This window comes from Tautonia marina (genome assembly GCF_009177065.1).
Taxonomy (GTDB): Bacteria; Planctomycetota; Planctomycetia; order Isosphaerales; family Isosphaeraceae; genus Tautonia; species Tautonia marina.
On record NZ_WEZF01000028.1, the window covers coordinates 65,882 to 89,680 of the forward strand.

The following is a 23,799-nucleotide window of genomic DNA, read 5'->3' on the forward strand; positions in this document are numbered from 1 at the left end:
GCCCCTTTTGCATCGAAAGACTCTTCCGAGAATCCTGCGGGATCACCACCTTGTTCGGTGTGTCAGGTCTTCAGACGTTGAGCCTGCCCGAATGGCCTGCTCGGCGTCTACTGAACCCTTGAATCGAATCAAGGTGTGCGGAAAGCTTTCCCCGTCCCGCATGATTCACTGGTGGCGGGGTCGTCTGGGGAGGGACGCGCTGTCTGGCGTCGTCACCCGCCGCGGTTCGAAACGTCGTGGGGCCACCCCGCGATCCTCGGCAGGGCGGAGCGGCCTCACGCCGGGCGAGGATCAGGATCAACCGCCAGAAGGAGGCTCAGCAGGGGCGGCACCCTGCGCACCGATCGGGTTAATCTCAGGGTCGATGTCGCTGTTCGTCGAGTCGAAGCCTTGATCGGTAAAGGTCACCGTATACGCTCCGTAACCGGCCGACGAGCCCGTTCGTGTCAGGGTCAGGGTCCAGGAGTCCTGGATGTCCGAGTTCCCCGCAACCGTGCCGACGGTGAAGTATTTTGGCGTCGGGGCCTGAATATCCAGGGCGGTCAGGTCTTCGGCGTAGGTGCCTTCTCGGGCGTGATACCGCTCTTGAGCCGTGCGGACGGCGGAGAGATACGCAAAGGCTTCCGCGGCCTTCGAACGTTCCACTGATTGCAGGAAGCGCGGGACACCGAATGCCGCCAATACGCCGATGATCACGACGACCACGGCCAGCTCGACCAGTGTGAAACCCCGTCGGGGCTTGGGAATCGCTAGGTGCGCGTGCATGGAAAATCCTCGTTCTTCGGTGGGGGATCGATGCTCTGTGACCCCGCGACACCGTCGCCCGTCACGCTGCCGGTCCACTCGGACCGGCGATCGAACGTTCGCCCCGGAACGTCCGCGGGCGAGGCGATCGCGTGGGACTCCGTCGTCCCCGCCGGTGCCGCTCAGTGTCGCTGTGAGATACCTAGGTTGAGCCTGATCGGCTGTCAAACGACCTCTTCACGGGTTGCAATTTCTCCACAAAAACCAGGGCAGAATCGCCTCGCCCAGGTCACCCCCACCTGACCCCGACCGCGCGCGCAACAGCCCCGGCGACCTGGACGGCTGCCGGGGCCGAAGGGGGTCCAACACCCGAAGTCGGAGGGAGATTGCCGCACCCAGGTTATGGCAACAACTGCCAGCCCGAGGCGTCGGCCGAGAGGCCCGTATGCCCCTTGTAGCGGTCGAAGACCTCGTGCATTTGCTCGATCGAATCGAAATAGCCGACCACATGAGCCGCGCTGAACGACTCGCCGGCCTTGACCGGACGGCCGTGGATCTCCTCGATCATCACAATGATTCCGCCCGGCCGCTGGCTGCACCAGGCTTCGTATACGACCGACGGTTCCAGCGTCAGCCCACCGAGCCAGGGGCCGTCCTTGCCGGTTTCCGGATCGCGGAGCCGGTACGCTCGAATGAAGTCCTCCGGGGTCCGATTCAGATCCCGCCGGTAGCCGAACTTCAGGTCCGGCGGAAACGGCTCGAAGAACTCTCGAGACGGAATCCGGACCCCGTTAGGGCCACCGAGATAGCTGAGGTAAACTTCGCTGAACGTGTCCCCTTGCTCGTGGCGAATGCAGCCCGGGGTGTCGTTCCGCAGGAACATCTCCGGAGAATCGTTGACGCTGTCGATTCGATCCATCAAGAGAAAAAAGCGCTCTCCTTTAGGAAAGACAATCAACTGCGTCCATGTTGACCCTGGAGTGCGACCAGGGGCCGCGTATTCAAACTGATAGCTCGTTTTGACGGCGACAAAGTCGTCTCCCCGGATCACCTCCGGCTCGACCGGCTTCATCCGATGGCAAAGCTGGGGGCCCTCGATCATCCGCTTCCGATGACTACTCCCGTGCGCCATCAAGGCGTACGAGCGACGGCCGGGGTCCTCCTCGTTCTCGTACCAGGTGTAGCGCCCCACTCCGTTGCCATCCGGGGCAAAGACCTGATCCGCCCATTCGGCGTCGCTGCCGGGCTCCATCAGCCAGTCGATCACCATCAGGCCGTCACCGACCTCTCGGAATCCGGTGGTCTTATCAAGGAACGAGCCTTTTTCAATTCCAGTCATCCACTGCTTCGGGTCGCGCTTGGGGATCACCGCTTCGAGCAGATCCGTCTCGATCGTGATGGCGCGATCGTCCTCGGTGACCTGAACCCAGTCCGGTTCGTCGGCGACCGTGAGGTGAGGGGCCAGGGCGACGACCGCGACGGCGACCGCACCAATCAGGAGTGTTCGAGTTAAGGTCATGAGCAATCCTCAATCATGATGGCCCGGCGGGGCCAGGTCAGGGGGGCAGTCCGTCCAGCGCGGCGGGCCGATTCCCGAGGGGGCGGACGGGTTCCGGCCGATCGGGGCGACCGCCGCGACCGTGACCGCCATGCTATCCGGCCGTGGGGCCGGCGTCTTGAGGGCAGCGCCGGGGCGGCCCGGGTTCCCCCAGGCGCGGTTCGGCAAGCCGGAAAGGATGCGGGGACGACATACGTTCCTCCCCAGGCGCGGTACAATCAACGGCGAGGAGGTGGCCCATGCCAATCCACGACTGGACCCGGGTCGAAGCCGGGACGTATCATGATTTCCACCAAGGGTGGACGATCGAGATCCGCAACCAACTCAATCGCGGAATCTTGCCGGAAGGCTATTTCGCGATGGCCGACCAGCGCGTCAGCGGTCCCGAGCCGACGGGCGGGCTGGCCGTCGCGGAGGTCCCTCCCCGGATCAAGACGACGGCCCAGGCGGAGCTGGATGCCGTCCGGTACGCCATGAAGGCCAACCGCATCGCGATCCGTCAGGAACTGGGACGGGTGGTGGCGATGATCGAGGTGGTTTCTCCAGGGAACAAGACGTCGCGGTCAGCCGTTGGCGCGTTCGTGGCCAAGGCGAGCGACTTCCTCCGCAACGGCATTCATTTCCTGATGATCGATCCCTTCCCGACCGGCCCGCGCGACCCGCAAGGGCTGGATCGGCTCATCTGGGACGAGTTGGCCGACGATCCACCGGAGCCTCGACCCGCTCACAAGCCGTTAACCGTGGCCGCCTTCGATGCCGGCCCGCCATTGACGGCCTACCGCGAACCGCTGGCGGTCGGGGATTCCTGGCCCGAGGCCCCGCTCTTTCTGGCCCCGGGATGGTATGTGAACGTCCCGCTCGAGGCGACCTACAGAGCCTCGTGGGAGGTCACTCCGCAGCCGATTCGGGACCTCGTCGAGCGGCCGGAGACAAGCGACGTTCCCAGGATGTGAACGCGTCAAGAAATCCAGTCCCATCACCGACCCACGGTGGCAGGCTCCGGGACAAACGACTCGGTGACCGGCCGGGCGATCCAGCACTCCGGGGGTTCGACACCGAGCAAGGCCGCCGCGGTGGCGGCGGTGTCATAGGTGTTGATGGGTTGAGCAAGGGCGCGACCGGTCTCGATGCCGGGGCCGGCCAGGATCCAGGGGATGAGCAACTCTCCCATCGTCTCTCCCCCGTGCGAGGTCCCCTGCCCGCCGTGGTCGGAGGTGACTAGAACCGCGGTTCGATCGGTCATGCCCGCACGGTCGAGGGCCGCGACGATCCGACCAATGAACCGATCGGCCTCCGCAACGGCATCGAGATAGGGCTCGCTCAGAAACCCGTGATCGTGCAGCGCGTGGTCCACGTGATCGAGGTGCACGAACAGCAGCGTCGGCCGACGATCGACGAGGGCGGCCTCGGCGGCGGCGGTGGCGGCCTCGGGGCCGTCGGCATCCAGAGCCAGGTCGGTCCCGTCCAGATTGAGCAGGCGGCCGAATCCGCCCCAGTCGTAAATCACCGCGATCTCGGCCTCGGGGCGTTGCGCTCGCAGGACCGAGAAAATCGTCGGGAACCGTCCGTCGGGTCCGGCGACCGTCGGCGCGATCGCAAAGGCGTCGAGTTCCCAGGCGTTCGAGGTCACGCCGTGCTGTTCCGGACCGGCCCCCATGATCATCGAGGCCCAGTTCGGGCTACTGGAGGTCGGCATCACGGCCCTCGCCTGCATCGACCAGGCCCCCCGATCCATCAAGGCGTCGATCGCCGGAGTCTCGGCGCGGCGGATCCCCTCCGGTCCCAGCCCATCGACGCCGATGATCACCAGGTGATCCACACGCGAACCTGGGGAAGATTCCTCCCTCGGAGGCTCACAGCCCGTGTCAGGAACCGCCGCCGAGGCCATCAGTACCACGGCCAGGACGGACGACGCGATCGAGATGGTGATCATCGAGAACATGCCCTCAGTTCGGCGATCGGTTCACTGTGATCTCGGTGACCATACCCGAAGCGCGACCAGGAATCACCAAGGGGGCCACGCTCCAGCCCGACGCTCCAGGCGTCGGCGGTCACCGTTGGCTTTACAACGAGACCGGGTCACTGAACAATGGCGAACGCCCCGCGATCGGTGTTGGTGGGCAAGCAGGGCCGTTTCAATCCGCGATGACGTGGCAACAGTGAGGCAACGCAATGGATGGTCGAATCCCACGGAGGCTGGCGATCGGTGCCGTGCTATTGCTCGGTGCCGTCGGGCACGCCCCGGACGAAGCGGCTCCGTTGACCAAGCCGGGAGCCTTCACGCCCGGCATCGAGGGGCCAAACTGCGACGCAGCCGGCACCATCTACGCCGTCAATTTTGCCGAGCAAGGAACGATCGGGTGGGTCACTCCCGAGGGCCACGGCGAGGTCTTCGTCCGGCTTCCGGGCGAAAGTGTCGGCAACGGCATCGTCTTCGATGCGAAGGGACAGATGTTCGTGGCCGATTACGTCGGGCACAACGTCTTGCGCGTCGATCCCGAGTCCCGCGCGGTCACCGTCTTCGCCCACGAACCGCGCATGAACCAGCCGAACGACCTGGCCATCGCCCCCGATGGCACCCTCTACGCGAGCGATCCGAACTGGTCCGAAAGCACCGGGCAGATCTGGAAAATTGCCTCCTCAGGCACCGTCGATCGCGTGGCCGGCGACCTGGGAACGACCAACGGGATCGAGGTCAGCCCGGATGGGAAATGGCTGTACGTCAACGAATCCGTGCAACGAAATGTCTGGAAGTTTCCCATTCTCGCCGATGGGTCGCTGGGTGAGAAACAGCTTATCCGACAATTTTCCGACTTCGGTTTTGACGGCATGCGCTGTGATGTGGACGGAAACCTCGCCATCACGCGACATGGCAAGGGGACCGTCATCCTCATGACGCCCGACGGCGCGATCCTCCGGGAAATCGACGTCCTGGGCAAGTACCCCACGAACCTCTGCTTCGGTGGTCCCGACGGCAAGACCGTCTACGTCACCGAGGTCGAACACACGCGGCTGGTCTCGTTCCGCGTCGAAACGCCGGGCCTGGCCTGGCAACGCCATCAATCGCGGTAAGGCCAATCGCTGATTCGGTTGCGGTCCTTCGCAACACCACCTTCTGGCATCAACAAAGGATTTCCAAAGGCTCATGAACCCTCAAGACAACGCAGAATCGCTCGGACTGACCTTCACCAAGCAAGAGCCCGGCTACCTGGCCCTGGTCGTGCGCAGCGGAAATTTGCTCATCACCTCCGGACACGTCAGCGACATCAAGGGCAAGCTCGGGGCCGGTCTCTCGGTCGACGAGGGGAAGGCTGCGGCCCGCGAGTGCGCCGTCAAGATCCTCAATTCGGTCTGGAACGCCCACGGCACCCTCAACGGCTTGCGGGTCCTCAAGGTCCTCGGCTGCGTCAACTCGACGCTCGAATTTCACGAGCAACATCTCGTCATCAACGGTTGCAGCGACCTTTTGCACGAGATTTTCGGGAAGGATGGCGACGGCTACCACGCCCGCAGCGCCCTCGGCTTCGCCCAGCTCCCGACCGGGGTGGCCGTCGAGGTTGAGGCGATCTTCGAGATCAAGGACGCCTGAGCCGATCAGGACTCGGCTCCGGCGTCTTCCTGATCGATCGTCGTCGGTCGAGGCCGCTCAGCCCATGACCTCCGTCACCACCCGCCCCGCCACGTCGGTCAGACGGAAGTCTCGACCGGCGTAGCGGTAGGTCAGGGCCTCGTGGTTCAGGCCGAGCAGGTGCAGCAAGGTCGCGTGTAGGTCGTGGATGTGGACCTTGTCCTCGACGGCGTAATACCCGTAATCATCGGTGGCACCGTGCCGGTAGCCCGGTTTGACGCCTCCGCCGGCCAGCCACATCGTAAAGCCTTCGGGGTTGTGGTCGCGGCCGTTCTTCCCCTGAGCGGTCGGGGTGCGGCCGAACTCGCCTCCCCAGAGCACGAGCGTGTCGTCGAGCAGGCCGCGGGCCTTCAGGTCGCTCAGCAAGCCGGCGATCGGCCGATCGACCTCGCGGGCGTTCTTTTCGTGGCCGCCCTTCAAATCGCTATGCTGATCCCACTGCACGTTCGTGTCGCTGTGCGTCACCTGCACAAACCGCACCCCGCGCTCGGCGAGTCGGCGGGCCAGCAGGCACTGGCGGCCGAAATCGGCCGTCACCGGGTCGTCCATGCCATACAGTTGCATCGTCGCCCGAGACTCGCCGGCCAGGTTCTGGACCTCGGGCATCTCGGTTTGCATCCGGAAGGCCAGCTCGAACGAATCGAGCCGGGCTTCGAGCGCCTGGTCCGGTCCCGAGACGTCGAGGTGATCGCCGTTCAGCTCCGCCAGCAGGTCGAGCTGCGTCCGTTGCACCTCGGTGGTTAATCGGTCGTTCTTGATGTAACGCACCTGCGCCTGATCCGACGGCACGCTCGCGTTGCCGAGCGGGGTGCCTTGATAGGCGGCCGGCAGGAAGGCCGAGCCCCAGTTGCGCACGCCACCGTGGGCCAGGGTCGGACAGATGGTGACAAAGCCGGGAAGATTCTGGTTCTCGGTCCCCAGCCCGTAGGTGATCCACGAGCCCATGCTCGGCCGAACAAACGTGTCGCTGCCGGTGTGCAGCATCAAGAGCGCCCCGCCGTGCGCCGCGTTCGTGCCGTGCAACGAGTGGATCAGGCAGAGGTCATCGACGTGCTGCGCCACGTTCGGGAACAGCTCGCTGACGGCGATCCCACTCTCGCCGTAGCGGCGGAATTTCCAGGGAGAGGCCAGCAAGGCCCCCGTCTCGGCAAACTGGACGCGAGGCTTGGCAAAGGGCAGGGGCTTGCCGTCGTCGCGCTGGAGCATCGGCTTCGGGTCGAAGGTGTCGAGGTGCGACGGCCCACCCTTCATGAACAGAAAGATGATCCGCTTCGCCTTCGGCGCGAAATGGGGGGCCTTCGGCGCCAGCGGGTTCGAGGCCGTCGCTCCGTCCCCTCGGGATTGCTCGGCCAGTAAGGCCGCCAGGGCGACGGAGCCGAACCCCGCCGCGGTGTTACGAAGCATCTGGCGGCGGTTCCAAACGCGGGGCCACAGGTGATTCATGGCGTGAACTCCTTCAGGTCTCATCGAATGTACACAAATTCGTTTGCCGCCAGAATCACCTGACAGAGTGCCGTCCACGATTCCCGCCGCAGGGCCTCCTCATCCCTCGCGTTCCCATCCGATTGCCAGGCCTCGGCCAATCGCTCGATCGCCGCGAGGGCCCGAGCCGATTCCTCGTCCGAAGGGGGACGAGCGTAGGCCCGCTCGTAGAGCGAGGCGATGCGTGCCGCATCGTCCCAATCCTGGTGGTCGAGGAGATCCGCCGCCAGGTCCGAGGCCACCTGAAGCACCAGGTCGCTGTTCATGAGAAACAGGGCCTGCGGAGCAACCGTCGTGCTTTGCCGATCGCCGACCGGAACGCTGGCATCCGACGCATCAAAAAGCTGAAACACGTCGTACAGGTGGTTTCGCACGATCGGCAAGTACAGCGATCGCCGGTTCGTGTCGTAGTTCGTCAGGTCCTTCGACGTGTGGTTGAAGAAGTACCCGCGGTTCTCGACCGTCAGGAGCGAGCCGCCCACCTGCCGATCGAGTCGGCCGCCGACGGCGAGCAGGGCGTCCCGAATCGCCTCGGCCTCCAGCCGTCGCACCGGCATGCGCCAGAGCAAGCGGTTCTCAGGGTCGATCGCCGCGGCCTTCGGGTTGAAGGCGCTGCTCATCTGATAGGTGCTCGACCCCATGATCCGGCGATGCATCGCCTTGATCGACCAGCCGTCCTCGACAAACCGATGGGCCAGCCAGTCGAGCAACGGACCATGCGTCGGCTGGTCTCCCAGCACGCCGAAATTGTCGGTCGAGGCCACGATCCCGGTGCCGAAGTGCCATCGCCAGATGCGGTTGACCATCACGCGAGCGGTCAGGGGATGGTCCTCCTCGACGATCCAGCGCGCCAGTTGCAGGCGTCCGCTGCTCGAATCGTTGAACTCGGGCGAGCCGAAGCTGGTCAGGGCCGTCGGCACCCGTCTCGGCACGACCTCGCCCAGCGTCAGGTGGCTGCCTCGGATGTGGATGGCCAGGTCGGTCACGGTCTCCCCTTCGGTCACTCCCATGGCCGAGGGAAGCTCGGGAGGAGCGTCCTTGAGCGTCTTCAAGGCCTCCTGAAGCCGCTTGAGTTCCGCCTTCGTGTCTTCCGGATACAGGGTCTCCGGTTTTTCGGGAAGCTCGAACCCGTCTCCCCCATCGGCGATCAGGGCGGCGTTGGCCGATTCGGTCAGCTGGCGAATCGCCTCCTCGGCCTCGGCGACCTGCTGGTCATGCTCGGCCTTGCGCGCCAGGTCCTCGGCCGTCGGAATCTCGTGCTCGTGCCATCGGGCGACGGTCTTGAACGAGTCCATCGTCCGGGTGCTCTTGAAAATGCCGGCCAATGCGTAGTAATCGGCGGCGGAGATGGGGTCGAACTTGTGGTCGTGGCACCGGGCGCAGCCGATCGTCAGGCCGAGGAAGGTTCGGCCGAGCGTGTCGAGCTGCTCGTCGATGATGTCCATCTCCATCTTCTGCTGGTCCGGCTCGGCCAGCACCTTCGGCCCGAGCGACAGGAACCCGGTGGCGATGAGTTGGTTGTGGGACTCCTCGGGGTCCTCCGGCTCCGGCAGCAGGTCACCGGCCAGTTGCTCGACGACGAAGCGATCGTACGGCCGATCCGAGTTGAACGCCTCGACCACGTAATCGCGATACCGCCAGGCGTTGCCGTGCGCCACGTTCTCGTCCGAGCCGTTCGAGTCGGCATAGCGGGCCACATCCAGCCAGTGCCGTCCCCAGCGCTCGCCATAGGCCGGCGACGCCAGCAACCGATCCACGACCCGATCAAACGCCTCGGGCGATTCATCGGCCAGGAACGCCTCCACCTCCTCCGGAGTCGGCGGCAATCCCGTCAGGTCGAAGGTGGCCCGACGGATCAAGGTCCGCCGATCGGCCGGCGGGGCAGGGGAGAGCCCCTGGGCCTCCAGTTCGCTCAATAGGAAATGATCCAGGTCCGACTTCGGCCACGACGGGTCCGCCACACTCGGCACCTCCGGGTCGCTCGGCGGCTGGAACGACCAGAGGTCCACCTCCTTCGGATCGGCCCAATCCTTGACCTTCGCCGCCTCGCTCGGCATCGCGCCGTCGCCGACTCTCGGGTCCGGCGCTCCCATCTCGACCCATTGCACCAACCGCTCGATCTGCTGATCCGACAGCTTCCCCTCGGGGGGCATCTTCAGCAGCACGTCCTCATAACGCACGGCCTCGATCAACAGGCTGTTCTCCGGATCTCCCGGCACGACCGACGGCCCCAGGTCGCCACCGATCTCCCAGCCGGCCTTGGTGTCGAGCACCAGGCCCCCTCGAATCCGAGACGCCCCCTCGGAATGGCACGAGTAGCAATGCTCCACCAGCACCGGGCGCACGTGCGTCTCGAAGAACGCCACCCCCTCCGGTGAGGTTTGCGGCTCATCGGCTCGGGCGGCCGAGTGCGGGAGTAGCACAAGCAGCGCCGCGAGCAATCCCACCACCCCGATCCCCCCGGATCGCCGGAAACCGCTCCCGAACCTCCGCCCCTGGGCGTCTCGATGACCATTCATGTCGGCAGCTTCCTCCGCGATCGCGTCGGCCCCACGTCGTCCCTTTCTTCCCCTTTTTCTTCGGAGAATGGACACCCGGGGCTCCTTTGAGATTCTCCAACATGCGTTGGATATCGAATGCCCCATTGTACCCGAAACCCGAGCCCTGTGAGCCCCCATTCCGGTTACAGCTCCCATCTTCCGTCGAGAACTCCGCCATTCGACGGGCTTTCCCGTTGGCGGCTTTGGCCAAACCCTAGGCCCATTCCGCTTGTCGGGCTCGGGACGCTTGGACGGCGAGTTGACAGGACGGCTCGTCACACGAAACCATGGAGATGAGGCCGGATCGTACGCCCGACGCCACGCGATTGCCCGGGCGGCAGAGGCCCGAGACAAGGGATGATGATGCCGGCGCGGCCGCTCCGCACCGTGAGAACCGCCTCATCTCAGTTCACCTCGCCACTCGCCCCGACCCTGGAAACGTCATGGACCACGAGATCGGCCGCAGGGATTTCGGAAGACGAACGACCGTGATCCTCGGCGGCCTGTTGACGAGCATTCCGGCCGTCGGTGCGACGACGCCCCGCCTGGACCGCGACGGCTCGGACACCCGGCTGGTGCGGCTCGGCCTCAACGCGCTGGCCCGGGCCCCCCAATTCGATTACTTCGCCGACGGCCATCGCGGCGCCAGCATGGTGGCCGCCCACTTGATGTGCGTCGACAACAACCTGGACGAGCGGGCGACGGCCCGGATCATCGAGCTGTTCGACCGCAACTGGGCCAAGACCCCGCTGTGCGAGCCCTTCCCGGACGCCGAGCCCCGGCCGGAGCGAATCGACGAGATCGGGATCGCCCTGGCGGAAGGGGGAGGAGTCCTCCGGCAGGTCGGCCACGACGCGATCTTCGCCATGCTGGCGATCAAGGCCTTCCGCCAGCACCCCGAGGCAGCCACCCCTGGGAGGATCGACGGGGTCTGTCGCCTGATCCGTTCCTTCACCCCCTGGCGTGACGTGGAGCCGGACCCCGACGTCGATCCGCCGCCGTTCGCGGACGCAGCCGCCGCCTCAACGTTCATCTTGCGCGAGGCGCTGGCGGCAATCGACCGCTTCGTCGGGTACGGTCAGGGGTTCGCCGGTCACATGCTGACCTTCGGCCAGGCGTTGGTGGAGCTGGCGGCGATGGGGGAGGTCGAATGGGCCGAGAGTTGCCGGACCGCCTTCCGCAAGTATGTGACGGTGACCCGCCAGGGGCCGGACGCCGATGCGAGGCGGATTCCGGACCACCGGCCGAGCGCGCTGCGGCCCACCGACACCGCCTACTGGGAGACGCGAGGCGAGCGCACCCTGGGCATTGGGCACGTGTTCAAGTATCCCTACAGTTGTTACGACCTGCTGCGGCGGGCCGAGGACCCGGAGGTGGCCCGCGCCTGGGAGGCGAAGGCGTATCACCTGTTCTGAAGCCAGTCGAACGAACCCGGGGCAACCGGACACTTCGCTTCGCGTCCTGACCCCCAGGACTCACCCAATCCTCCAAGCGGAATCCGGCCGTCGCCGAGAACCCAATCCGCTGCCTGCTCTCCACCGGGCCCGTCGGCGATTTCAAGGACCGGGAGCCGATCTCATCCGTCACCTCTCGGCTCCACCGGGCCGGCTCAACCCGGTCCCTCGTTGAGCCTCCCCGGCCTGGCCCGTAGACTACGGCGGTTTGACACCTGTTGGAGAACCCGGCCGCCTTTGCCCGGCCCTCCGGATTCCGCCGACCGAGGACCTTCCCATGCCCCGCGCTTCATCGATTCCCCCCGGCCTTCTCGACCGCCGCCGCTTCCTTGGTGCCTCCGGCCTGGCGCTGGCGGCCACGCTCGCCGGTTCCGGCCCCCGGGCCTGGGCGCGATCCCGGGCGAAGGGGACCGACTTCCGGGTCGAGAAGGTCGACCGCACCACCGTCCGCCTCCCCTTCCGCGAGACCCCCGGCCGCGCCCTGGCCCGCGAGATCCCCCACTGGGACCACTTCGAGATCGTCGAGGTCACGCTCGGCTCCGGCCACGTCGGCTTCGGCGAGTCGATGCTCTATTACTCCTGGGGCGTCACCGACGACGAGGACATCGCCCGGGTGCAGGGGAAGAATGCCGCCTCGTTGATGTGGGACGACTCCCTCGGCTCCGGCCTGCAACAGGCCCTCTTCGACGCCGTCGCCCGAGGGCTGGACGTTCCCCTGCACCGCCTGCTCGGCGAGCAATCCCACGACACCACCCCCGTCGCCTGGTGGAACATCGACATTCCCCCGAGCGACTGGGTCAGCGAGTGCCAGGAGGCGTACGCTCAGGGCTACCGGGCGATGAAGACCAAAGGGCGCCCCTGGTTCGACATCTGGGCCTGCGCCGACGCGGTCCGGGACACGATTCCCAAGGACTTCACGATCGGCGTCGACTTCAACGACACCCTGCTCACCGCGGAACAGGGCCTCCCGATCCTCAAGGAGCTGGAGCAGACCCCCCAGATCGGCTTCTTCGAGACCCCCATCCCCCAGTCCGACGTCGCGGGGAACGTCCGGATCCGCAACGAGATTGAAACCCCGATCGCCCTGCACTACGGCACCCCTCGGCCCGCCGTCGTCATCAAGGAAGGCGTCTGCGACGGCTTCGTCGTCGGCGGCGGGGCCAGCCGGCTGGTCGACACCAACGCCGTGGCCGCCACGGCCGACATGCCCTTCTGGCTCCAGCTCGTCGGCTCCGACATCACCGCCGCCTGGTCCCTGCACTGCGGCGCCGTGCTCAGCCACGCCACCTGGCCGGCGGTCAACTGCCACCAGCTCTTCGCCTCCCGACTGCTGACCGCGCCGATCCTCCTCACCGAAGGGTACGCTCCCATCCCGACCGGCCCCGGCCTCGGCTTCGAGCTTGACCGCGACGCCCTGGACCGATACCGGATCGAGAAGCCCGCCGAGCGTCCCGACCCCCCCCGCCTCATCGAGACCACCTGGCCCGACGGCCGACGCCTCTACACCGCCAACACCGGCCGGGTGAACTTCATGCTCAACGCCGCCAACAAGGGCCAGATCCCCTACTTCGAGCGCGGCGTCGATTCTCGACTCGTCCCCGACGACGGCTCCGACGCCTGGCGCCGCCGCTACCAGCGGGCCCGATCCGAGGGGCCCTTCCTCGAACGCTGATCGTCATCGGCCCGAGCTGGAAACGCTCGGTCGCTACGCGGGAGCCCTCGGCCTGGAGGTCACCATCACGATCAACGACCCGACGCGGTAACGCTCGGGTCGCGATCGGCTTGGCTCAGATCAGCTCCCGGATCGGCTCCCGGTCGTCGACCAGCGCGATCGGCCGGCCGCTGCGGTCGCGCAGAAAGGTGTCCGAGGCGTGGATGCCGAGGGAGTGGTAGAGCGTGGCGAAGACCTCGCGGAAGTGGACGGGACGCTCGACCGGGCGTTCGCCGAAGCGGTCGGTCCGGCCGATGACCTGACCGGTCCTCAGCCCGCCGCCGGCGAGCAGGCAGTTGCCAACATGAGGCCAGTGGTCGCGCCCGGCGTCCTTGTTGATCCGGGGGGTTCGGCCGAACTCTCCCCAGACGACGATCGAGACGTCCTCCAAGCGCCCGCGGGCCTCCAGGTCCTCGACCAACGCGGTGATCCCCTGGTCGAGCATCGGCAGGGCGACCCTGGCTTTGGTGAAGTTATCGAAATGCCAGTCCCAGTTGAAGCCCCCTCGGCTCTCCCGTTCCAGGGGCCAGGGACTGAACGCCAACGTCACGCAACGCACCCCGGCCTCGACCAGCCGACGGGCCACGACCAGATTCTCCAGCAGTTTCGGGCCGCCGTGTTCCGGTTCCCCGCCGAGTGGCACGCCGTAGCGGGCCAGGGTCCGCGGATCTTCTCGGGACAGATCGAGTGCCTCGGCCACCGTGCTGGAGGTGAGTAAATCAAACGCCTGCGTCGTGTAGGCGTCGAACGAGGCCACGGCCCGAGCCTGATCGAGGTCACTTCGGAAGCGGTCGAGGCTCCCGAGCAAGGCCCGGCGATCGGCCAGGCGATTCAGGTCCACGCCTGAAAGATTGATCTCATCACCGGCCTTCTTGAACGGCTCGAACCCGGCGTGCCGGGCCCCGAGATAGCCCCCTTGATTGAGCGAGGCCCGGGTCGTCGATTCCGTGTTCGGGGGCGCGAGGCTGAGAAAGGGGGGCACGGCCGGATCGCTCGGCCCTCGGATCGCCGACAGCACGGCGCCGATCGACGGCCAGCCGCCGTCGGGATAGCCGGGGATCTCCCGAGAATCCCCCTGTTGGGGGTGACTTTCCCAGCCGGTCAGGCACTGGTGCAGGTTGTGGTCGTCGCGTCCGCCGACGAGGGTCCGGATCACGGCGAAGCGGTCCATTGAGGCCGCGAGCCGCGGCATCAGCTCGGTGATCGCGATCCCCGGCACGCTCGTGGCGATTGGCGAGAACTCCCCCCGGATCTCGGCCGGGGCCTCCGGCTTCAGGTCGAACATATCGAGGTGCGGCGGCCCACCGGGCAGGACGATCATGATGATCGCCTTCTCCGAGGATTTCACCCCCGAGGTCTGCTCGGCCCGAAGGATCTGCGGCAGTGAGAGCCCGCCAAAGGCCAGACTTCCCAGCTTCAAAAAACCCCGCCGCGACACACCGTCGCAGTATCGCCCGCCCGGTCCACTGATCGAGAGCATCAATCTTCTCCGTTCAGAATCACGCGCAAAAACAAAGATGCGCGTTGATGTGAACAGGGTTCACTGAGCGTTGCGTTTGGAGCCACTGGCGGGAGAGGTTCATCGCCGATCTTGATCTCACCGTTGTACCGATCCTGGGGCTCGGGAACAACTCCAAGCCGGGGACTCCGCGAGCGTTCGGTCCTTCGGGTTGGCGTCCCGGTGACGGGTGGTCGATTCGTCCTCCGGCTCGCCGATGCCCGGCCCTGTGTCCTCGCGTGCTCGGCTTCGCTATGGTGGCGAGTGGTGAGTTTTTTCGGGCGATGGGGCCTGACGGTCGGCCGATTGCCCGATCCGATCTTGATGGAGCGCATCGATGAGCCGAACCTTCCGACCCATCGGCCGGGCGAGCCTCGCCCTGGCCCTCTGCTTCGCAACACTCCCCCTGATTGCCCGAGGGGCCGAGGACGACTCCCCCTCGACGATCACCCCCGAGCTGATCGCCCAGCTCCGGGTCGTGACGCAGGTGGCTGCCGCTCCTGACGGCGAGCAGATCGCCTACGTGCTGGCCGTTCCTCGTGACCTGAAACAGGAGAAGGATGGACCGGCCTGGACCGAGTTGCATCTGGTCGATCGCGACGGCCGAAGCCGCCCCTACGTCTCCGGCGAGGTGAACGTCTCGCAGGTGGCTTGGACTCCTGACGGCTCCGGGATTTCCTTCCTGGCCAAACGCGGCAGCGATGAGCACCCAAGCCTCTACGTCATCCCCGTCGATGGCGGCGAGGCCCGCCGCGTCCTCACGCACAAGGAGGCGATTGCCTCCTACTCCTGGAGCCCCGACGGCGACCGCGTCGCCTTCCTGGCCAGCGAGTCGATGGCCGACGATCAGAAAAAGCTCCAGGATCAGGGGTTCAATCAGCGCGTCTTTGAGGAGGAGTGGCGGCCCGTCCGCGTCCTGATCGCCACCATCGGTGACGACGCCGATGACCCGAAGCCCCTGGAGCTGGACGGCTCGGCTTCCGAGCTCTCCTGGAGCCCCGACGGCGCCCACTTGGCCGTCGCCCTCGCACCGACCCCCGGCGTCGACGACGGCTTCATGAAGCGCAAGGTCCACGTCGTCGACGCCGAGTCGGGCGAGGTCGTCCGGGCGTTCGACAATCCCGGCAAGCTCGGCCCGGTCCGGTGGAGCCCCGAGGGGACCCGGCTGGCCCTGATCTCGGCCGCCGACCTGAACGACCCGTCCCCCGGCCGCGTGCTCGTCGCGTCGATCGACGACGGGGAACTGACCGAGCTGGCCCCGGGACACGAAGGGCAGTTTGAAGACCTCACCTGGCTGGATGAAACCACCCTCCTGGCCCTCAGCTCCGAAGGGGTGCAGACGACCCTCCGAAAACTCTCGGTCGACGACCCGTCCCAGAGTGAGGTCGTGGTCGAAGGCCCGGTGATCCTCAACGCCCTTCACCACCCGCACGGCTCCGAGACGATCGCCCTGGTGGGCGAAACTCCCCGGCACCCGGCCGAGGTCTACCGCATGGCCCCGTCCGCCTCGGAGCCCGAGCGCGTCACCCACCACAACACCGTCCTCGACGATCTCAAATTCGCCGATCAAGAGGTCATCACTTATACCGCCCGTGACGGTCTGGAGCTTGAAGGGATCCTGATCCACCCGCTCGAGCGCGAGGAAGGGGCCCGATCCCCCCTCATTCTCTACGTCCACGGCGGCCCCGAGGCGCACGACCGCAACGGCTGGCTGACCAGCTATGCCCAGCCCGGCCAGCTCGCCGCGAGCCGGGGGTTCGCCGTCTTCTACCCGAACTACCGGGGCAGCACCGGCCGCGGCGTCGCCTTCTCGAAGCTCGGCCAGGCCGACGCCGCCGGCAAGGAGTTCGACGACCTGGTCGACGCCATCGACCACTTCGACCAGTCCGGCCTGATCGACCCCGAAAAGGTCGGGATTACCGGCGGATCGTACGGCGGCTATGCCTCGGCCTGGGGAGCCACCTACTATTCCGATCGCTTCGCCGCCGCCGTGATGTTCGTCGGCATCTCCGACAAGATCGCCAAGTCGGGCACCACGGATATCCCCGAGGAAGAATATCTTGTTCACGCCCGCAAGCGTCCCTGGGACGACTGGGAGTTCTTCCTCGATCGCAGCCCGATCCACCACGTCACCAAGGCCCAGACCCCGATCCTCATTCTCCACGGCGAGGAGGACCCCCGCGTTCACCCGGCGCAGTCGCTGGAGCTGTACCGCTACCTGAAGCTCGTCGATCAGGCTCCCGTGCGGCTGATCCTCTATCCCGGAGAAGGGCACGGAAACCGTCGGGCCGCCTCGCGCTATGACTACAACCTGCGGATGATCCGCTGGATGGAGCACTACCTCCAGGGCGAGGGGGGCGCCCCGCCCCCCTTGCAGGTGGAGTACGAGGTCCTCAAGGACGCATCGGACTCGTGAGCCGGTGAATGCTTCGGACTCTGTGTGGCGATCGCTCCCCATCGGTGCGGAGCGATCGCCACAGAAGCGGGAATGCTGTCGCGTTCGAGCAACGCAATGCGATGCGTTCTCGAACGGCATCGGGTCCATCAGGGAATCGATCGGGAGATCCCCGGCCAAAGCTCCGCGCGCCTGCCGGATTGTGACATATCCTGCTTCCAAAGGGAGAGCGGAGCGGCCGCGGGCCACGCTCGCCGCCGTCCTCCCCTCTCGATCCAGGATGACCGACCGTGTGCCTTTGGGAACGATCGCAGGCCACCCCGGCGGTGGTCTGTCTCTCCCGAGGCGCCGACGGTCGTCGCAGGCGCGGATGAGTGACTCCGATGCAAGCTCCACTGTGCGACCTGATCGAGCTTCCCTTTGACGGGCTGAATCGATGGTCCTGGCCCCGGCCGTCCCCCGTGGTGTCGGTCTCGGCCAGCCTCGCCACCGCCATTCTCGACTCGGCAACCGTCGAGATGACCTCGGGGCCGTCCGTCCGAAATGCACCCGATTCGGACCACTTCCTGACCCATCACGGGATGACGGACTCCGAGATCCGAGGCCGTCGGATCGGCCCTTACGTCCTCCTCGAACCGCTCGGGGCAGGCTCTCAGGCGGTCGTCTGGCGCGCCAGGGCCGATCAGCCGAGTCCTCGGGTCGTGGCCTTGAAGATCCTGACCGGCGTTCGGGGGCTCGACCCGCGCCGTCTCGCCCGATTCCGCCGCGAAGCCGAGCGCGGCCGTCGGCTCGCCGGACTGGCCACCTTGCCCGTCGTCGATTTCGGCATGGCCGACGGTGTGGCCTACATGGCCATGCCGGTCGTCGAGGGGGACCCGCTCAGCGAGGTCATCACGCGACGCCGAGGAGACGCCGAGCCGACCCTTGGCAGGCCGCACTGGCTCAATCCGCTCGCCGAGGCCGTTTACCTCCGAGCCGTGCTCCGGATCATGGAGCAGATTGCCCGAGCGTTGGCCCGGGCTCATGCGGCCTCGGTGGCTCACCGCGACATCAAGCCGGCGAATATTCTCGTCGATCGGGACCGATCCTCCGGGGGGGCCTACCTGACCGACTTCGGCCTCGGTCGCGAGCTGAACATCGCCACCCCCGAACAACTGCAGGACGGCGCGGGCACCCCTCTGTACATGGCCCCCGAAAAGCTTCGCGGCGGGCCGAGAGACGAGCGGCTCTGCGACATCTACGCCCTGGGCGTCACCCTCTTCGAGGCCGTGACGTTGATCCGCCCGTTCCAGGTCCCGAACGGCTGCCCGCTGCCGGCACTGGCCTCCTGCCTCCTGGCCCAGCGCCCCCTGCGCCCTCGGACCGTTTGCCCGGGGCTTCCTCGGTCCCTGGAATCGTTGATCGAACGGGCCATGGCCTCCGATCCTTCCGACCGCTATCCGACGGCCGAGGCTCTGGCCGACGATCTCCAGCGCTTCCTGGTCACGTTCTGAGCTTCGGCGGCCCACATCGGACCCGGTCGGGCAAAGGCAACGCCGAGCCGCGATCGGGAGTACCCCGATTGCCTTCGACCCGTTTCCCGGTACGATGGCGGTCGATCGCTCGAGGATCCCCCCGATGGCACCAGGGGGGCTCGGGCGCGGCCGCCCCGTTCCGATCGTGCCAGGAGTTCGCGCTGATGGAGTCGTTCCTGCCCCTCGATGTCCTGTCTCGCTGGGTTCATGTGGGGACTGCGATCGTGGTCCTGGGTGGCAGCGTCTTTCTGCGGTTCGTGCTGATGCCCGCCGCCTCCGCCGCGCTCGCCGAGGCCGAACACGACGCCTTGCGCGAGCGGTTGATGGCCATCTGGCGTCGGATCGTGACGCTGGGCATCGCCCTGTTCCTGCTCAGCGGGTTCTACAACTATCTCGCGGTGGCCCTTCCCAAACACCGGGGCGACGGTCTCTATCACGCCCTGATGGGCACGAAGATGCTCCTGGCCTTCGTCCTCTTCTTCCTCGCCTCGGCCCTCGTCGGCCGGTCCGAGGCCCTGGCGGGCATTCGCCGCAAGGCTCGCCAGTGGCTGGCGATCACCATTCTTCTCGGGTTTGTCATCGTCGGGATCTCCGGCTTCCTCAAGGTCGCTCGCCCCGGCGCAAGCTCGGAGGAACCCCCCGCCGCGACCGACCTCGCCCCGCCGCAAGAGGGCTGACGAACGATTCGCCGAGGAAGCCAGCTCCTCCGGCCGTCAGTTCTCAGGGGGCCAGGGGTTCGAGCGAGGCTGCCCCTTCTCGAACCCGATACCCCTGATTGAGTTCGGCGATGCGATGGCGGTCCTCCCGGCCCGAGGGCCAGGCCACGACCACCTCGACTCCCTGGTGCTCGCCTCCCCGACCGAGCCCGAAATGGATTCTCGGATCGGAGGAGGACTGGTAGCTGCCGCCTCCAACGCGCTGGGCGACCTGGCGGTGATCGCCGGCGATCACCGTCACCTCGGCACCGACGGCATCACGATTCGAGGCCTGACCTTCGAGCTGGAGCGTCAGGAATGAGCCCCCGTCCGTCTCATTCCGGAGCAAGGCCAGCGGGCTCCCGAGCGAGACGAGCAACAGATCCACCCGTCCGTCATTGTCGAGATCCCCCGATGCGAGCCCTCGGCCCAGTCGAGGGAGCTCCCAGGCGGGGCCGGCCTGGTCGGAGACATCCACCAACCGCCCTCCCTCGGCGCCGAGGAGCAGCTGGGCGGGCATCCGATACGGGAAGTACGGGCTGTAGTCGCTGACGTGGCCATTGGCGCTGGCCAGATCGAGCCGTCCGTCGTTGTCGGCGTCGAAGAAGACGAGGCCGAATCCGAGCAACGAGCGGCTCGCGGCCTCCAGGCCGCTCGCTTTGGTGGAGTCGTAGAATAGGCCGTCTCCCAGATTCCGAAAGGAGGTGGTGGACTCGCCGAAGAAGTTGGTCACGGCCAGGTCAATCCGTCCGTCCCCATCCAGGTCGCCCGCCGCGACCCCCATGCCCGCCTGATAGCCGCCGCTGGCGTTGCCCGCGACCCCGGCTTCCTCGGCCACTTCCTCGAACCGCATCCCCCCCAGGTTCCGCCACAGGAAATTCGCCGTCATATCGTTGGCCACGTACAGGTCGATCTGGCCGTCGTCGTTCAGGTCGGCCGCGACCACGCCGAGGCCTCGGCCGTCCTGGTCGATGATGCCGGCGTCCTCCGAGACATCCTCGAACCTCCCCCCGTCGTTCCGAAAGAGGTGGTCGGGCCGGGCGGAGAACTCAAGCGGGTTGCACGAGATGTACACCCCCGTCTCCTGATCGCGACAGAGCCTTGGGTTGCGCTCATCCCACGCAACGTAGTGGCAAACGTAGAGGTCGAGGTCGCCATCGCTGTCGAGATCGGCGAAGGCGGCCGACGTGGGCCAATCGCGATCGCCCCCGAGGCCGCTGGACTCGGTGATGTCCTCAAACGTGCCGTCCCCTCGGTTGCGGTAGAGCGCGTACGAGCGCCATCGGGTGATGAACAGATCGGGGTGCCCGTCATTGTCAATGTCCCCGACGGTCACGCCGTGTCCGTAGCCCCCTGGAAATTCGGAAATGCCGGAGGCCTCGGACACATCCTCGAAGGTCCCGTCGCCCCGGTTGCGGAACAGTCGGTCCTGGCAAGGAGTTTCGGAATCGGGAGGGAACGCGCCGCCCTGCACCACATAAACGTCGAGCCAGCCGTCTCCGTCGAAGTCAAGCAGCGCGACTCCCCCGCCGAGCGGTTCGGGAAGGCGCCGATACGGTGTTTCGCTGTTCTCGTAGGTAAACTCCAGGCCGGCGTCCTGGGCACGATCACGGAAGGCGACGGTCGCCACGGCGTCGTTGGGGCGCGTCGATCGCGCGCGCTCGGCGATCGCCAGCAGGTCGTCCCACGACGCGTCATCCTCGGTCGATTCGGCGAGGGCGATCGCCCGACGATCGAGCCGGGCCAGGATTTCGCGGGCCCCGGCGTGCAACGGTGATCCCTGAAGCGCAAGGGCACACCAGGCCCGCGCCTCCGCTTCGAGACCGAGCGATTCGGCCAGGCGGGTCATCACCACGGCCTGATCGGCCGGTCGCTGGGATTCGGGATCTTGCAATCGCCACCGATAACGCTCCAGGTTGCGGGCCACTGCGGCCTTCCGTTCGGAAGACCGCGTGGCCCGTTCCGTCTCACCCGCCCCATGAGCCAGTCGGGCAAGACGGTCGAGGGCTCGGGTCGCTCCCGGATCGAGTGCGACGAGGCGATCGAGGGCGGTTCGCTCGGCTTGCGTGTCTCCGGCCTGCTCGGCAAACCAGGAGCGCACGGTGAGCCGCTCGGCGGGATCGATCTGTTCCGGCCCGAGATGACGCAACGCCCGGAACCCTTCGTCAGGCCGGTTGACCCCCCGGGCCCAGTCGAGCCGGGCAATCCAGACCGGTGCATCAACGCCGTCGGCCTGCTCGCAGCGATCGAGCCAACGGCCAGCATCGTCCCAGCGCCCTCCGAGCATGGCCAGTCGAGCCTGGCCGAGCCAGACCCGGTCGTCGTCCGGGGCCAGCCGAGACGCCTCGTCGAGCGTCGCGGCCAGTCCGGAAATCGGAAGACTCCCGCGTTCGAGATCGGCCAGTTCCTTCAGGATCGGCAGCGGATCGTCGGCCTCATCGAGCGCCGACCGCATCAAGCGGATCGCGTCCTCGATCCGCACCTCAATGAGATAGAGACGTTTCAGTAGGTCCCGCAACGGGTTGCGGTCCGACTCCTCGCGGTTGAGCGCGCCGACCAGCCGCGTCTCGGCCAGACGCAGTCGGCCGCGACGCAGGTTCGAACTGGCCTCGTGGTACGCGCCGATCGCGTCGTACTCAAAACGATCGGGCACGCGATCGAAGGCGGCGAGGGCGGCATCCGGTCGGCCGAGGATCGATTCGCTGATCCCGAGCCAGTAGTCGATCGCTCCTCCCGCGGCTCCGGGGCGATCGGCCGACAGGGCTTCGAGTCGGTCCCGAGCCAGGCTCACCTGTCCCTTCGCCAGTTCGGCCCGAGCCACCCCGAGCAACACCCGGACCCGCCAGGCATCCAGGCCCACGAGTGCGGCCCCGACCAGGGCCAGGGCCACCGCCGTAAGACCGAGCCGACGCCGCCACCTGCTCATCGCAAACCCTCGCCGGTCGTCCGATCCTCTTGGGGCCTCTGGACCCGATTGTGGAGTCCGCGACGCGGTCGCGTCAACGTGGGCCCGATGGACCGATCCTGTTCAGTCCGCTGCCGGCGCCGGCTTGGCGTTGGGCGACCGTTCGTGGAGCGAAAGGACCGCAGCCAGGGCCACGCAGATCGCCACGCAAAGGGCCGCGGCCAGGCGAGGTCCCCATTCCGCCGGGACCGGCTCGTACACCCGGACCTGCGGAAACACGATGGCGTTGACCACCTCGAACACGAAGGTTCCGACGACGCCTCCGATCATGCCTCCGACCAGTGCCGTCACGAGCTGCTTGCGCGATCCGATCCCCAGGCCCAGGGCCAGGCCGCCCGCCAGACCGATCAGCGCCCAGATCACGCCGTGGGTCATCAGGGTCAGTTCCAGGCCGGATTCGGGGGTCAGCAACTGAAAGTAGATCGGACCCATCACGACCGATCCCGCGACCCCCGCGACGGCCCCGGCCACCAGTCCCATCGCCGCGGCGTTCGCCCCCGCCCCCGCCGATCGGCGCGCCAGGCCACCGGCAAGACCCAGGGCGGCGCCGAGCAGCCCGCCAAGCAGTCCGTTGGCCAGCGCGGCGTTCTTGACCTCGGCGGGCGGCTTGGTCGCCAGCTCGAACTCGACGATCGCGTCGCGCTGTTCGTAACCGCCCATCTGATCGTAACCGGGGGGCTTGTTGTCCTCGAACGACGGATTGAACGGTCCCTCGCGGAGATCCTGCTTGGCCTGCTCGTAGGCCACCTCCGTGCCGAACCAGGCCGCCAGCCCCGCAACAATCGCCAGCGGAAGCGCCACGACCAGAAGCCGACCAAAGGAAGATCGCTCGGTCATCCTGGTCTGTCCCTCCTGGGGTGCGGACTCGACGGAGCCGGCGTCGCTTCGCGGGGACTCGGGGTTCGGATCGAGACCAGCGTGCTCGTGATGATCGTCATGTTTCATGATATCACGCCTGCAAGAAAACGAGCCAATGACGATTTTGGGCGTGTGGACAATGAATCCACACATGGGTCGCTCGAGTCGCACGGATCGAAATTGATTTTTCTATGTACTCGGCACGACGCGGAAGTTAGCTTACCAGGGGGGCAGAGGGTCGCCCCTGGAGATCGATGATCGGTTTCGATCGGGACATGGCGTCTTCTATACCATGCCGATCGATGCCAAGCTATCGCTCAGCAAGGTTTCTGACACGTCTTCATGTCGAGGCTGGTGTCGATGAGGACCTCGGTCATCTTTGGCATGGACTCGGCCGATTCAGGGAAACCTTTATGAAAATGTTGATTTCAGGACGAGTCGGCTCGTTCCTGGTGATTGTGGCGGTTCTTGGAATCGGCGGCTGCGGTCCCGAGAACCCGAAGATTGCCGATGCTCCGGCGTATCAGCCACCTCCGTTTACCTCGGCGCCTCCGACCGTCAAGGGGGCCGATGGCAAGTCGTATACGTACGGCTCGAATCCTGAATACCAGGAGGCGATGGAGAAGATGAATGCGAGCCAGGGGGTCGGGCGCTAAGCCTTCCCTGGCCTGATTCCGGCGTGGGCGGAGGCGTGCTCCGCCCTTCCGTGGACCGTGAGGTCCGGGGAAGGCCTGTTCAGGATCAAGAGTTCTTGAAT

17 protein-coding genes are annotated in these 23,799 nt (G+C 66.5%); 9 read left to right on the forward strand and 8 right to left on the reverse strand.

Features of this window, described 5'->3' with window-relative positions; genetic code table 11:
- Nucleotides 1–297: 297 nt before the first annotated feature.
- Together GA615_RS24800 and GA615_RS24805 are read right to left on the reverse strand one after the other, a co-directional pair.
- Nucleotides 298–765 (reverse strand): type IV pilin protein, encoded by a 468-nt coding sequence (locus GA615_RS24800; protein ID WP_152054037.1) that lies wholly within the window; start codon nucleotides 763–765, stop codon nucleotides 298–300.
- Between the two features lie 379 nt (nucleotides 766–1,144).
- Nucleotides 1,145–2,263 (reverse strand): hypothetical protein, encoded by a 1,119-nt coding sequence (locus GA615_RS24805; RefSeq protein WP_152054038.1) that lies wholly within the window; start codon nucleotides 2,261–2,263, stop codon nucleotides 1,145–1,147.
- A gap of 278 nt (nucleotides 2,264–2,541) precedes the next feature.
- Between GA615_RS24805 and GA615_RS24810 the strand changes: the two genes are divergently transcribed.
- Nucleotides 2,542–3,255: a DUF4058 family protein gene (locus GA615_RS24810; RefSeq protein WP_152054039.1), complete on the forward strand. Its 714-nt coding sequence runs from the start codon at nucleotides 2,542–2,544 to the stop codon at nucleotides 3,253–3,255.
- A gap of 23 nt (nucleotides 3,256–3,278) precedes the next feature.
- Here the strand turns inward: GA615_RS24810 and GA615_RS24815 are convergent, their stop codons facing one another.
- Nucleotides 3,279–4,244: an alkaline phosphatase family protein gene (locus tag GA615_RS24815; RefSeq protein ID WP_152054040.1), complete on the reverse strand. Its 966-nt coding sequence runs from the start codon at nucleotides 4,242–4,244 to the stop codon at nucleotides 3,279–3,281.
- A gap of 230 nt (nucleotides 4,245–4,474) precedes the next feature.
- On the opposite strand from GA615_RS24815, the gene GA615_RS24820 reads away from it, so the two are divergent.
- Together GA615_RS24820 and GA615_RS24825 are read left to right on the forward strand one after the other, a co-directional pair.
- Complete coding sequence (locus GA615_RS24820; RefSeq protein ID WP_152054041.1) at nucleotides 4,475–5,374, forward strand: SMP-30/gluconolactonase/LRE family protein; 900 nt, start codon at nucleotides 4,475–4,477, stop codon at nucleotides 5,372–5,374.
- Between the two features lie 73 nt (nucleotides 5,375–5,447).
- Nucleotides 5,448–5,891, forward strand: coding sequence for a RidA family protein (locus GA615_RS24825; protein WP_152054042.1), 444 nt, complete (start codon nucleotides 5,448–5,450; stop codon nucleotides 5,889–5,891).
- A 57-nt stretch (nucleotides 5,892–5,948) separates the two neighbouring features.
- On the opposite strand, the gene GA615_RS24830 is transcribed toward GA615_RS24825, so the two are convergent.
- Complete coding sequence (locus GA615_RS24830; protein ID WP_152054043.1) at nucleotides 5,949–7,373, reverse strand: DUF1501 domain-containing protein; 1,425 nt, start codon at nucleotides 7,371–7,373, stop codon at nucleotides 5,949–5,951.
- A 20-nt stretch (nucleotides 7,374–7,393) separates the two neighbouring features.
- Entirely contained in the window at nucleotides 7,394–9,931 is a 2,538-nt protein-coding gene (locus GA615_RS24835; RefSeq protein ID WP_152054044.1) for a PSD1 and planctomycete cytochrome C domain-containing protein, read from the reverse strand.
- Between the two features lie 314 nt (nucleotides 9,932–10,245).
- Between GA615_RS24835 and GA615_RS24840 the strand changes: the two genes are divergently transcribed.
- Together GA615_RS24840 and GA615_RS24845 are read left to right on the forward strand one after the other, a co-directional pair.
- Nucleotides 10,246–11,367 carry a hypothetical protein gene (locus GA615_RS24840; RefSeq protein ID WP_201750309.1) on the forward strand — a complete coding sequence of 374 codons (1,122 nt, stop codon included), beginning with the start codon at nucleotides 10,246–10,248 and terminating at the stop codon, nucleotides 11,365–11,367.
- A 316-nt stretch (nucleotides 11,368–11,683) separates the two neighbouring features.
- Nucleotides 11,684–13,078, forward strand: a complete 1,395-nt coding sequence (locus GA615_RS24845) for a mandelate racemase/muconate lactonizing enzyme family protein (protein WP_152054045.1) — start codon at nucleotides 11,684–11,686, stop codon at nucleotides 13,076–13,078.
- 115 nt (nucleotides 13,079–13,193) lie between these two features.
- Here the strand turns inward: GA615_RS24845 and GA615_RS24850 are convergent, their stop codons facing one another.
- A complete protein-coding gene (locus GA615_RS24850) occupies nucleotides 13,194–14,597 on the reverse strand; it encodes a DUF1501 domain-containing protein (RefSeq protein WP_152054046.1) in 1,404 nt (467 codons plus the stop codon).
- A gap of 355 nt (nucleotides 14,598–14,952) precedes the next feature.
- Between GA615_RS24850 and GA615_RS24855 the strand changes: the two genes are divergently transcribed.
- From GA615_RS24855 to GA615_RS24865, 3 genes are all read left to right on the forward strand, one after another.
- Nucleotides 14,953–17,031, forward strand: a complete 2,079-nt coding sequence (locus tag GA615_RS24855; RefSeq protein ID WP_152054047.1) for an alpha/beta hydrolase family protein — start codon at nucleotides 14,953–14,955, stop codon at nucleotides 17,029–17,031.
- A 362-nt stretch (nucleotides 17,032–17,393) separates the two neighbouring features.
- Nucleotides 17,394–18,503 (forward strand): serine/threonine-protein kinase, encoded by a 1,110-nt coding sequence (locus GA615_RS24860; protein ID WP_152054048.1) that lies wholly within the window; start codon nucleotides 17,394–17,396, stop codon nucleotides 18,501–18,503.
- Between the two features lie 185 nt (nucleotides 18,504–18,688).
- Nucleotides 18,689–19,201, forward strand: a complete 513-nt coding sequence (locus tag GA615_RS24865; protein ID WP_152054049.1) for a hypothetical protein — start codon at nucleotides 18,689–18,691, stop codon at nucleotides 19,199–19,201.
- Nucleotides 19,202–19,244: 43 nt separating this feature from the next.
- Here the strand turns inward: GA615_RS24865 and GA615_RS24870 are convergent, their stop codons facing one another.
- Both GA615_RS24870 and GA615_RS24875 read right to left on the reverse strand, forming a co-directional pair.
- Nucleotides 19,245–22,145: an FG-GAP-like repeat-containing protein gene (locus GA615_RS24870; RefSeq protein WP_152054050.1), complete on the reverse strand. Its 2,901-nt coding sequence runs from the start codon at nucleotides 22,143–22,145 to the stop codon at nucleotides 19,245–19,247.
- A gap of 102 nt (nucleotides 22,146–22,247) precedes the next feature.
- Nucleotides 22,248–23,021, reverse strand: a complete 774-nt coding sequence (locus tag GA615_RS24875) for a hypothetical protein (RefSeq protein ID WP_152054051.1) — start codon at nucleotides 23,019–23,021, stop codon at nucleotides 22,248–22,250.
- Between the two features lie 434 nt (nucleotides 23,022–23,455).
- Here GA615_RS24875 and GA615_RS24880 point away from each other — a divergent pair, with 434 nt between their 5' ends.
- Nucleotides 23,456–23,698: a hypothetical protein gene (locus GA615_RS24880; protein ID WP_152054052.1), complete on the forward strand. Its 243-nt coding sequence runs from the start codon at nucleotides 23,456–23,458 to the stop codon at nucleotides 23,696–23,698.
- Nucleotides 23,699–23,799: the final 101 nt, after the last annotated feature.

Bases quoted from the DNA above. Each gene is read 5' to 3' on its own strand.
- GA615_RS24815 (WP_152054040.1), bottom strand. From the start codon at position 4,244: ATGTTCTCGATGATCACCATCTCGATCGCGTCGTCCGTCCTGGCCGTG.
- GA615_RS24860 (WP_152054048.1), top strand. From the start codon at position 17,394: ATGCAAGCTCCACTGTGCGACCTGATCGAGCTTCCCTTTGACGGGCTG.
- GA615_RS24875 (WP_152054051.1), bottom strand. From the start codon at position 23,021: ATGACCGAGCGATCTTCCTTTGGTCGGCTTCTGGTCGTGGCGCTTCCG.
- GA615_RS24855 (WP_152054047.1), top strand. From the start codon at position 14,953: ATGAGCCGAACCTTCCGACCCATCGGCCGGGCGAGCCTCGCCCTGGCC.
- GA615_RS24845 (WP_152054045.1), top strand. From the start codon at position 11,684: ATGCCCCGCGCTTCATCGATTCCCCCCGGCCTTCTCGACCGCCGCCGC.
- GA615_RS24880 (WP_152054052.1), top strand. From the start codon at position 23,456: ATGAAAATGTTGATTTCAGGACGAGTCGGCTCGTTCCTGGTGATTGTG.
- GA615_RS24840 (WP_201750309.1), top strand. From the start codon at position 10,246: ATGAGGCCGGATCGTACGCCCGACGCCACGCGATTGCCCGGGCGGCAG.
- GA615_RS24800 (WP_152054037.1), bottom strand. From the start codon at position 765: ATGCACGCGCACCTAGCGATTCCCAAGCCCCGACGGGGTTTCACACTG.
- GA615_RS24825 (WP_152054042.1), top strand. From the start codon at position 5,448: ATGAACCCTCAAGACAACGCAGAATCGCTCGGACTGACCTTCACCAAG.
- GA615_RS24870 (WP_152054050.1), bottom strand. From the start codon at position 22,145: ATGAGCAGGTGGCGGCGTCGGCTCGGTCTTACGGCGGTGGCCCTGGCC.
- GA615_RS24830 (WP_152054043.1), bottom strand. From the start codon at position 7,373: ATGAATCACCTGTGGCCCCGCGTTTGGAACCGCCGCCAGATGCTTCGT.
- GA615_RS24865 (WP_152054049.1), top strand. From the start codon at position 18,689: ATGGAGTCGTTCCTGCCCCTCGATGTCCTGTCTCGCTGGGTTCATGTG.
- GA615_RS24810 (WP_152054039.1), top strand. From the start codon at position 2,542: ATGCCAATCCACGACTGGACCCGGGTCGAAGCCGGGACGTATCATGAT.
- GA615_RS24805 (WP_152054038.1), bottom strand. From the start codon at position 2,263: ATGACCTTAACTCGAACACTCCTGATTGGTGCGGTCGCCGTCGCGGTC.
- GA615_RS24820 (WP_152054041.1), top strand. From the start codon at position 4,475: ATGGATGGTCGAATCCCACGGAGGCTGGCGATCGGTGCCGTGCTATTG.
- GA615_RS24850 (WP_152054046.1), bottom strand. From the start codon at position 14,597: ATGCTCTCGATCAGTGGACCGGGCGGGCGATACTGCGACGGTGTGTCG.
- GA615_RS24835 (WP_152054044.1), bottom strand. From the start codon at position 9,931: ATGAATGGTCATCGAGACGCCCAGGGGCGGAGGTTCGGGAGCGGTTTC.